Genomic DNA, 11,621 nt, shown 5'->3' with positions numbered 1-11,621 from the left:
CACCCCGAAGGGATCAGCTCGCTCGACTTGCATGTGTTAGGCATGCCGCCAGCGTTCGTCCTGAGCCAGGATCAAACTCTCAATAAAAAGTTTAATCTGTTGCTCAAATTACTTTGAGTCTTTTTAAATAGACTCTCAAAAGAATTGCTGGATTTATTTCAACTATATTCTGTTCAATTTTCAAAGACCATATTTTGTTATCGCTTCAAGCGACTTCCTTATCTTATCACTCACTCAACTTTATGTCAACAACTTTTTTCAAAGTTTTTTTGACTTAGTTTCGTTAGCAACGAGACTTATCTTATCACTTATCAAAACAACTGTCAAACACTTTTTTATCTTGTGTTTTTGTTGTTTCGCATCAGCGACGAGATTTATCTTAACATCTTCTCTTCCCACTAACTACTAATCTTTCTATTGCTTTTAAGTATTAAACTTACTTTACTCACTTTTCCTCTATTTTTCTATTATTTAATACTATTGATACACTAGGTACTGTGGTATATTACTACTAATATACTTATCCACTATTCACACATTATCCACAATATATGTTGATTACATTAATATATTTATTAACATAATTAACATTATCCACACACTGTAATAATTAACTATCCAAATTTCTATGAGAAAAATGGATAGCTAATTTTTTTATATTATTAAACCTTACTAACTTAGAATATTCTCTTTTTAGGAATTGTAACTGGATTATCTTCTAATCCTTTTAATTCTTCTCCTTTTTTAATTACCACACCTTTATCTGTGATAACTCTATTCATTTTAACTCCATCTTCAATCATTCCATTTTGTAAGATAACACAGTTTTCTAAAACACTGTCTTTACCTATAAATACTTTTCTACCAATTACACAATTTCTTACTGTTCCTTCAATATAAGATCCATTAGCTATTATAGAATTTACTACTGAACTATTTTCTGTATATTGAGTTGGACATTCATCTTTAGGCTTTGTATATATAGGTGAATTACTATAAAACAACTCTTTACTTACCTTTTCTTTTAGAAAATCCATATTTGCATCATAATATGCTTTAATTGAATTTATACATGCTAGGTATCCTTTGAATTCATATCCTCTAACTTTTAAATCCTTTAAATTATCACCAATAAATTGTTTTACCTTTTTATACATTCCACTTTTAATTGACTTATATATTATATCTATAAATAAACTCTTCTTCATTATATACATTTCCATATTTATATTTGAGTTACTTCTATAAGATATATTTTCACCTATACTGATAACATTTGAATTATCATCTAAATTTAAAACTTCACAGTCTGTAAAATTCTCCTTACAGTCCTTAACATTCTTATATACTATAGTGATATCATTACCTTGTTCTCTATGATAATTTAAAACTTCATTATAATCTATATTACATATCATATATGAAGAACTAATTAAAACATAATCTCTTCTGCTATATTCTAAAAAGTCAATATTCTCCCAAAAATTATGGATATCATCATGCGATGGATCTAAATCTGCAAAATTAAATACCCTAAGTCCATCATTTTTACGATGTAAATCCCATGGTCTTCCATTAGTTAAATGATCCATTAATGATCTTGATTTATTCTTAGTGAATATACCTATATTTTCAACTCCTGAATTTGTCATATTAGATAATACAAAATCTATAACTCTATATCTTCCTGCTATAGGTAATGATGCTAAACTTCTATGTCTAGTTAATTCATTAATTCTTTGTTCATTCTCATCTAAATTAATAATTCCTATACAATTATTCATATTCCTCTTCCCCCTATTAATACCCTTATGCTTCTATAGCATCTAAAACACTGCTACTTTTTATTTCTTCTTTTGCTGCGATAACAGCTATATTATTTCCATTTCCTATTTTACAGCTTCTTCTTACTATAGCTTCTGCTCCAACAATAGCTTTTTCAATAACTACATTTTCACCTATCTTAGCTCCTGGCATTATTACAGAATCTCTTATGATAGTATTCTTTCCTACAGAAACACCTTCAAATAGTACTGAATTTTCAACAGTACCTTCTACCCTACATCCTTCTACTACTAAAGCATTTTTAACTACAGCATTTTTACCAATATACTGAGCTGGTCTTACAGGGCTCACTGAATAAATCTTCCATTCATCATCGTATAAAGTTAGTCCATTTTCTCTTCTCAATAAATCCATATTTGCTTCCCAAAGACTGCTTATTGTACCAACATCCTTCCAGTATCCTTCAAATGGGTAAGCAAATAACCTATTTCCTTGTGAAAGCATTTTAGGAATTATGTTTTTACCAAAATCATTGCTAGATTCTTTATCTTTTTCATCTTCCTTTAAAGCTTGTCTTAATAATTTCCAATTAAATATATAAACTCCCATAGAAGCCATTTGACTTTTTGGTTTTGCTGGTTTTTCTTCGAATTCATATATAGATAAATCGTCATTAGTATTCATTATTCCAAATCTACTAGCCTCTTCAAGTGGAACTTCTATTACAGCTATTGTCGCTTCAGCATTTTTTTCTTTGTGGAACTGTAACATCTTGTCATAATTCATCTTATATATATGATCTCCTGATAAAACTAACACGTATTCTGGATCATGATTATCTATAAATTCTATATTTTGGTAAATTGCATTTGCAGTTCCTTTATACCAATTTCCACCTTTTTCTTCTTGATAAGGTGGTAATATTCTAACTCCACCATCTCTTCTATCAAGGTCCCATGGACTACCTATTCCTATATGTGAATTTAACTCTAATGGTTTGTATTGTGTTAAAACTCCTACTGTATATATACCTGAATTTGAACAGTTACTAAGTGGAAAATCTATTATTCTATACTTTCCTCCATATGGTACTGCTGGTTTTGCTAATTTCTTTGTTAACACTCCTAATCTTGAACCTTGTCCCCCTGCTAATATCATAGCTACAATTTCCTTCTTACTCACTACCTTACATCTCCTCTCACTTATACCCTCTACCTTTTATCTAAATAAAATTATGTTACCTACATATTTTAAAATTTATATTAACATTACAATCTAATTAACATTATTAGGATTATGTTAAAAGATATTAAATAGTTATTTTCTTAACTCATTTATATAAATTATTCTTATGCCCAATCTTATTTTTTTATTACTTATATAATTTAATTTCTCACAAAAATAACAGCACTTTTATATCTTATTAAAAGTGCTATTACTTTTATGATATATACTCTAACAATTGCGAAATCTTATTCTGAAAATATTTATAATCAAATTTAAGTTACTATAAATTCTTATATAGTACTTTAGAATCCCATATTCCTGTTGCATACTCTTTTATAGTTCTATCAGATGAAAAAATACCTGAATGAGCTATATTAACTCCACAAATTCTTTGCCATCTTTTTGAATCTCTATATATAAGATCTATTTTCTTTTGCGCTTCCAAATATGCATCAAAATCTTTCAGTACAAAAAACTCATCATTATAACTTAATAAATTAGCATATATTTTACTAAATTTATCTTTATCGCTATTATATCTACCACTTACTAAATCATTTATTACTGCTTTTACTCTTGGATTATTATTATATATATCCCAAGCAGAATAACCTCCATTTTTGTGGTAATTTAAAACTTCATCGGCATTTAATCCAAATATAACTATATTATCTTCCCCAACTTCATCTTTTATTTCTATATTTGCTCCATCTAAAGTTGCTATTGTTACTGCTCCATTCATCATAAATTTCATATTAGATGTTCCAGAAGCTTCTTTTGTAGTTGTAGATATCTGCTCACTCAAATCTGCTGCTGGTATTATTTTTTCTGCTAAAGATACTCTATAGTTCTCCATCATAACTACTTTAAGCTTGTCATTAACTCTAGGATCATTATTTACTTTTTCTGCTATACTACAGATTAATTCTATTGTATTTTTAGCGAGATAATATCCTGGTGCAGCTTTTCCTGCAAATATAATAGTTCTTGGTACAATATCTAAGTTTGGATTTTCTAATAACTGATTATATAAATCCATTATTCTTAAACAATTTAAAGTTTGCCTCTTGTATCCATGAATTCTTTTAACTTGTACATCAAAAATAGAATTTATATCTACCTTAATTCCTTCTGTCTTATAAATTTCCTCTGCTAATTTAATCTTATTATTTTGTTTTATTTCCTTTAATCGAGATAATACATTTACATCATCAAGATGATTTTTAAATTTATCTAAATCCATAGGATGGCGTATAAAACTATCTCCTATAGTTTCTTTTAAAAGATTGGTTAATTCTGGATTACATTTTAATAACCATCTTCTATGGGTTATCCCATTAGTCTTATTGTTAAATTTAGATGGATAAAGATAATAAAAATCAGCCATCTCTCTTTTCTTTAAAATTTCAGTATGAAGTTTTGCAACTCCATTTACACTATGGCTTCCCACTATAGCCAAATTAGCCATTTTTACATATCCATCAGATATTATAGCCATTCTAGATATCTTATCCCATTGGCCTGTATACTTATTCCATAGCTCTTGACAATAACGTTCATTTATCTCATCCACTATCATATAAATTCTTGGTAAAAGACTTTTAAACATATCTGTTGGCCATTTTTCTAAAGCCTCTGCCAATATTGTATGATTAGTGTAAGAAATTGTATTTTGGGTTATTCTCCAAGCCTCTTCCCAAGATAATTCCTCTTGGTCTACTAATATTCTCATAAGCTCAGGTATTGCTAATGTAGGATGCGTATCATTTATATGAATAGCTATTTTTTCATCTAACTCTTTAATATTTCCTCCACATTTCTTGAAGTGTCTAATTATACTTTGTATTCCTGCTGAAACAAAAAAGTATTGTTGCTTTAATCTAAGCATCTTTCCTTCATAAAAAGAATCATCAGGATACAATACTAGTGAAATTGATTCTACAGAATTCTTATAAGCCATTGCTTTTAAGAACTCTCCTCTACTAAAAGAAGAAAAATCAAATTCATTTGACACTGGTTCTGCACTCCATAACCTTAATGTATTTACTATATCATTTTCATATCCAACTATAGGAGTATCATAAGGAACTGCTAATACCGGTTCATAATTTACATGAATAAAACTTAGTTTTCCATTCACATTTTCAACCTTTACAGAACCACCAAATTTAACAATCTCAGATTTATCAGCCTTTTTAGTTTCCCATACATTTCCGCCTCTTAGCCAGTTATCAGAGACTTCTACTTGTTGACCATCTACTATTTTCTGCTCAAAGAACCCATACTTATATCTAATTCCACACCCTTGACCTGCTATTTTAAGAGATGCCATAGAATCTAAAAAACAAGCTGCTAGTCTTCCAAGACCGCCATTACCAAGCCCTTGATCTTGTTCTAAATCTTCAATCTCATCTAAATCTATTCCCATCTCTCCTAATGCTTCTTTACACATATCTCTGATTCCTAGATTCAAAAGACAATTTCCCAATAATCTCCCTAATAAGAATTCCATCGAAAAATAGTATACTTGCTTATCTCCTGTTTTTTTATACATTTTATTAGTTTCTATCCACATGTTCGCTACATAATCTTTTACAAGTGCACCTAAAGCTTCATACTTTTGTTGATTGGTTCCTTCACTTAACTCTTTTCCATGTAGTTTAATAAACTTATTTTCATAATCTTTTTTAAAGGTATCCTTATCAATAGATAACATATATCTACCTCCTAAACAGGGGATTTCTAAATTAGCAACTAGTTAATAACTCTTCATATAACTTCTTATACTCTTGAGCTGATTTTTCCCAACTATTATCTGACTCCATAGCTTGTCTTACTATACCTTTCCAATGTTCCTTATCTTTATATAAAGCTAATGCATATTCCGTTATTGACATTAGTTCATTGGCATTATAATTCTTAAATCCAAAGCCATTTCCTACTTTGCTATATTGGTTATATGGACGTATAGTATCTTTTAGTCCACCTGTTTCTCTTACTATCGGAATAGTACCATATCTTAAAGCAATTAACTGTCCTAATCCACAAGGTTCGAATAATGATGGCATCAAGAACATATCAGATGCAGCATATATCTTATGAGCTAGTACATTATCAAATTTTATATTTGCTGATATTTTATCTGGATATCTATATTGAAGTTTCTTAAACGTTTCTTCATACAAATAGTCTCCAGTTCCTAGAATTACAACTTGAATGTCATTTTGTAATAATCTATCTATTATATTTATTATTAAATCGCATCCCTTTTGATTAGTTAATCTAGATACTAATCCTATCATTGGAGTATTTTCTTTTTGTGGTAAACCTAATTCCTTTTGTAGTAATATCTTATTTTCTGTCTTGCCTTTTAAATCTTCATAATTAAATTTCCTATATATTAAATTATCTTCTTCAGGATTAAACTCTTCGTAATCTATACCATTTACAATTCCTTTAAGCCTAAAGCTTTTTTCTCTTAACAATCCATCCAAACCTTCACCATACTGTGGAGTTTTTATCTCCTCAGCATAACTATTACTTACAGTTGTGATTATATCACTATAATTTAAAGCTCCTTTCATAAAGCTAGCTCCACCGTGTAACTCTACACTTCCATTTGCCATAGGCATATAATCGTACCCAAAATAATTTGGTAAAATATCTGGTGAAAAAGTTCCCTTAAATAATAAATTATGAATTGAAAAAACTGTTTTCATATTAGAGTAAAATGGATCTTTCCTATACTCTAATTTGTGTAATACAGGTATCATACCGGTTTGCCAGTCGTTACAATTTATGATATCTGGTTGCCAGTCAATTTCCTTTAAAAAGCACAATACAGCTCTATCAAAAAAAGCAAATCTTTCTGCATCATCACCATATCCGTATAATCCATCTCTGTTAAAATAGTATTCATTATCTATGAAATAATAAGTAACAGATTTATGTTCATACTTAAATACTCCACAATATTGATTTCTCCATCCAACAGGAACCATAAACCATTTAATAAATTCAAGTTTTTTAACATAATCACCTTTTATATTTTTATGCTTAGGTAAAACTACTCTTGCATCTACACCTAGATTATGCAAAGATTGTGGTAATGCTCCCATTACATCACCTAATCCTCCTGTTTTAACAAATGGATTTGCTTCAGATGTAACAAATAAAACTTTCATCAAATCCCCTCCATTATTTATGTTTATTAACATTATTTATAGACAAAACAGTTGCAGCCATTGGTGGAACCTTTATCTTAATAGAATAAGGTCTATTATTCATTTCAATTTCCTCAGCCACTAAAATATCTGTCATTATCTGACCTGATCCACCAAACTCTAAACTATCTGTATTAAATACTTCTTTATATTCTCCCTTATAAGGTACACCTAATCTAAAGTCATATCTTACTACTGGAGTAAAATTAAACACAAATATTAATATTTCATTTTCATCTCTTCCTTTACGTATAAAGGAGTATACACTTGAATTATTATTATCTGCATCAATCCATTCAAACCCCTTATAATCATAATCTAGCTCCCATAATGCTTTATTATCTTTATAAAATTTATTAAGAGATTTAAAATACTCCTGTGTTTTTTTATGATTTTCAAATTTATCTATTAAAAACCACTCTAATTCTTCATACTCTCTCCACTCTATAAATTGTCCAAACTCACTTCCCATAAAAAGGAGCTTCTTTCCTGGATGCCCAATCATATAAGCTGCATATAATCTTAATCCTGCAAACTTATTCCAAATATCTCCCCACATCTTATTCACTAAAGAGTATTTTCCATGTACCACTTCATCATGGGATATAGGTAAAATAAAATTTTCATTGTAGTTATACATCATTGAGAAATTTATTTTATTATGATGATATTTTCTATATATAGGATCCATCTCTATATACTTTAATGTATCGTTCATCCATCCCATATTCCATTTAAAATTAAATCCTAAACCACCTTCTTCTACAGGCTTTGATATTTTAGGCCATGATGTTGCTTCTTCAGCTATCATCATTACATTATAAAAATTTTCCCTAATTACTGTATTTAAAGTTTTTATAAATTCAATAGCTTCTAGGTTACCATTTTGACCATATCTATTAGGTCTCCACTCTCCATCATTTCTTCCATAGTTCAAATATAGCATATTAGATACTGCATCTACTCTTAATCCATCTATATGAAATTCTTTTAACCAATATACTGCATTAGATATTAAAAAACTTCTAACTTCAGGCCTACCTAGGTCAAAATTACAAGTTCCCCACCCTTTATTTTCTGCTTTCCACTCTTCTTGATATTCATAAGTAGGTGTGCCATCAAATCTGTATAAGCCGTGAATATCTTTGCAAAAATGACCTGGAACCCAATCTAAAATAACTCCTATTCCAACCTTATGAAGTTCATCTATTAAATATTTCAGATCATTTTCATCGCCGTATCTAGTAGTGGCAGAATAATATCCTGTTATTTGATATCCCCATGATGCATCTAATGGATGCTCCATTAATGGCATCAACTCTACATGTGTGTATGACATTTCTTTTAAATATTTAGGTAACTCTTTAGCAATTTCTCTATATGTTAAAAATTCTCCATTTTTTCTTTTCCAAGATCCTAGATGCATTTCATATATATTTATTGGACTTTCATACATATTATATCTTCTTCTTTTAGCCATCCAACTTCTATCATTCCATTTATATTTATCTTGCTTTTCATTAACTACTATTGAAGCAGTATTAGGTCTAAGCTCAGATTTAAATGCAAATGGATCCGCTTTATAAGTATGATGTCCATACATATTTTCTATTGAATACTTATATAATGTTCCTTCACTCAAATTAGGAATAAATAGAGTCCATATTCCAGCTTCAGTTATCTTGTCCATTTTGTACTCAGCTCTAATTTCAAAAGATGAAAAGTCCCCTACTACATAAACATTTTTTGCATTAGGCGCCCAAACTGAGAATCTAACTCCTTTTTTCTTTTTTTCATTAACTACATGTGATCCCATAAACGCATAACTATTGTAGTTTTTGCCTTCATGAAATAAATATGTGTTAAAATCTGTTATCTCGCATTTCGCTTTTTTACTTGCTACCTTCTTTTCTTTTTTTTCTTCTATTTCTTCTATTACTTCTATACTCTTATTTTTCCAATTCACTTCATCATTAAAAGATTTAGCAATATTATCAGTAGATTCTAGAATATTTTGTCTCATGTTATGCCTCCTTACTACATTTGTTTTATTAATTTTATCATTTATGGAATAAATTATATTATGCTTATTAATTTTATCATCATAGATAAAATATCATCAACACTTTTCAAACGACATTAAATTCATAAAAAATCTTAAGTATACTTTTACATTTTTAAAAAATTAAATATTTAGATAAGATTATGTTGTTTATCGTCGTATTACGTCTCTTTTAGTAGATAATTTATTAAAGAAAATCCATAAAATATACCTTATCATATGTATATTTCTCTTTTAAATTGATAATCAAATCTATAGAAAATATCCCTAACAATTTATTTATATCTAAAATAGCTAATATTATATAAAATTTTAACTTTATCTATAAATTTATATAATAAAAAAAGACTTAAGAATATTTAAAATGTACCCTATAGGATAGACACTATAAAAAAAAGTCTATTCGGTAGGGTACTTTTATGTATAATTAAATAAAACAATATTAGGAGATAGTGTAATGAGCAAAAAAATATTTACAGATGAAGAAATTAATATATTATCCCAAAATAAATATATTAAAAAGGTTAGTACTAAAGGAATTACATATAGCGATGAGTTCAAAGAATTATTTATTGTAGAAAATCAAAATGGGAAGCTTCCAAGACAGATATTTGAAGAATGTGGATTTGATATAGATATTTTAGGAATGACACGTACTGAATCATCAGGAAAAAGATGGCGCTCCGCATTTCGAAGAAATGGAGTAAGCCAACTTCAGGATACAAGAAAATTTAATACAGGTAGACCAACTGAAAGAGACTTATCTATTGAAGAAAAATATGAAAAACTTCAAGCCAAGGTAAAGCTTTTACAGGCCGAAAATGAACTTCTAAAAAAGTTAGAAATGTTAGAAAGGAGCGTGAAAATAAAGAAATAAAATTATTAACTTTTGAAAAATTTATTTTAATACAATCAGTTTTAAAAAAGTATAAACTTAAGAATAGAATTAGCTATTTATGCAAATTAGCGGGCGTTTCACGTTCCGGCTACTATAATTATTTTTCCAAAGAATCAACATTAAAACGTAATGATAAAGAAAATAGGGATTTAGAGCTATATAAAAATATATTAGATGCATTTAATTTTAAGAATCGTAAAAAAGGGTGCCAGGCAAATAAAAATGACTTTAAATGATTTCTTTAACATTAACTATAATTTAAAACGAATTAGAAGAATAATGAAAAAGTATGATATTATTTGTCCACATAGATCAGCAAATGCATATAGAAGAATGATGAAAGCAACTAAAGAACATTCGGTCTTACCTAACTTATTAAATAGAGAGTTTAAACAGGATACACCTGTAAAAGTACTATTAACAGACATAACCTATTTATTTTATAAGAATGGTCATAAGTCTTATTTATCGACCATTTTAGATACATCTACTAATGAAGTTTTAGCATATAACATATCTAAAAGTTTAAAGATAAATATTGTAATAGAAACAATAGATAAGCTAATGAATTCAAATGCTTATTTGCATAAAGACGTGTTTATTCATTCGGATCAAGGAGCTCATTATACAAGTCCAATCTTTCAGAAGAAACTTAAAGAAAATGGAATCGGACAATCTATGTCTAGGCGTGGTAACTGTTGGGACAACGCCCCGCAGGAATCGTTTTTTGTACATATAAAAGAGTGTGAAACTTTTGAAGATTTACAGAAAGAAATAGATGATTATATTGATTATCATAATAATTATAGACCTCAATGGAATTTAAAAAAGATGACTCCTGTTAAATACAGAAATCATCTTCTTAGTGCCGCCTAGTCTTTGTTTAATTGTCCTTGACTACGGGTACATTTTATATTCTCTTAGGTCTTTTTCTATTGTCTATTAATTTTACTAAAATCAACTTAAAATTTTCAAAGTTGCCTCAAGGTAAAGCATCTATCAATATTTTTTCTTCTGCTACTACATGTAATTTTTCAGCAATAATCATTAAAAAACTAACTTTTGGAATATAATTGCCGGATTCTTAGTATAGTTTATATACTTTTATACAACAAAAAAACACTTAAGATAGACTTAAGTGTTTTTACTAACCAGGCAACGTCCTACTCTCCCACACAGTCTCCCATGCAGTACCATTGGCGCTGTAGAGCTTAACTTTCCTGTTCGGAATGGGAAGGAGTGTTTCCTCTACGCCATCATCACCTGATATTCAGAGTGTTCTCTGAAAATTGCACATGAATTTTATATTTTTATTGGTCAAGCCCTCGACCTATTAGTATCAGTCAGCTAAATACGTTACCGCACTTACACCTCTGACCTATCAACCTTGTGTTCTTCAAGGGGTCTTACTAGCTTATGCTATGGG

At 29.0% G+C, this 11,621-nt stretch carries 5 protein-coding genes, 3 rRNA genes and 1 pseudogene; 1 reads left to right on the top strand and 8 read right to left on the bottom strand.

The features are described from left to right. From LQE93_RS16170 to glgB, 6 genes are all read right to left on the bottom strand, one after another. Positions 1-87: ribosomal RNA gene (locus tag LQE93_RS16170) — 16S ribosomal RNA — on the bottom strand; the annotation flags it as partial. Between the two features lie 590 nt (positions 88-677). After that, a complete protein-coding gene (gene glgD, locus LQE93_RS16165; RefSeq protein ID WP_055268438.1) occupies positions 678-1,784 on the bottom strand; it encodes a glucose-1-phosphate adenylyltransferase subunit GlgD in 1,107 nt (368 codons plus the stop codon). 25 nt (positions 1,785-1,809) lie between these two features. Next, positions 1,810-2,967: a glucose-1-phosphate adenylyltransferase gene (locus tag LQE93_RS16160; RefSeq protein ID WP_186839649.1), complete on the bottom strand. Its 1,158-nt coding sequence runs from the start codon at positions 2,965-2,967 to the stop codon at positions 1,810-1,812. A gap of 325 nt (positions 2,968-3,292) precedes the next feature. Further along, a complete protein-coding gene (locus LQE93_RS16155; protein ID WP_055268434.1) occupies positions 3,293-5,728 on the bottom strand; it encodes a glycogen/starch/alpha-glucan phosphorylase in 2,436 nt (811 codons plus the stop codon). 31 nt (positions 5,729-5,759) lie between these two features. Continuing rightward, positions 5,760-7,196, bottom strand: coding sequence for a glycogen synthase GlgA (gene glgA / locus LQE93_RS16150; protein ID WP_055268432.1), 1,437 nt, complete (start codon positions 7,194-7,196; stop codon positions 5,760-5,762). 13 nt (positions 7,197-7,209) lie between these two features. Next, complete coding sequence (gene glgB, locus LQE93_RS16145) at positions 7,210-9,258, bottom strand: 1,4-alpha-glucan branching protein GlgB (protein ID WP_231074492.1); 2,049 nt, start codon at positions 9,256-9,258, stop codon at positions 7,210-7,212. 496 nt (positions 9,259-9,754) lie between these two features. Here glgB and LQE93_RS16140 point away from each other — a divergent pair. Then, positions 9,755-11,071 (top strand): annotated as a pseudogene (locus LQE93_RS16140) (IS3 family transposase). Between the two features lie 274 nt (positions 11,072-11,345). Here the strand turns inward: LQE93_RS16140 and rrf are convergent. Beyond that, positions 11,346-11,462 (bottom strand): 5S ribosomal RNA (gene rrf, locus LQE93_RS16135). 46 nt (positions 11,463-11,508) lie between these two features. Further along, a 23S ribosomal RNA gene (locus LQE93_RS16130) occupies positions 11,509-11,621 on the bottom strand; the annotation flags it as partial.

It is taken from the genome of Clostridium sp. NSJ-145 (assembly GCF_021044725.1).
Classification (GTDB): domain Bacteria; phylum Bacillota; class Clostridia; order Clostridiales; family Clostridiaceae; genus Clostridium; species Clostridium disporicum_B.
Note: the sequence above shows the minus strand (reverse complement) of the source record. Positions and strands in the feature narration are given on the sequence as shown.

What these genes read in the sequence shown, in the direction of transcription:
- glgD (WP_055268438.1), bottom strand. Translation starts at nt 1,784, where the DNA reads ATGAATAATTGTATAGGAATTATTAATTTAGATGAGAATGAACAAAGA.
- LQE93_RS16155 (WP_055268434.1), bottom strand. Translation starts at nt 5,728, where the DNA reads ATGTTATCTATTGATAAGGATACCTTTAAAAAAGATTATGAAAATAAG.
- glgA (WP_055268432.1), bottom strand. Translation starts at nt 7,196, where the DNA reads ATGAAAGTTTTATTTGTTACATCTGAAGCAAATCCATTTGTTAAAACA.
- glgB (WP_231074492.1), bottom strand. Translation starts at nt 9,258, where the DNA reads ATGAGACAAAATATTCTAGAATCTACTGATAATATTGCTAAATCTTTT.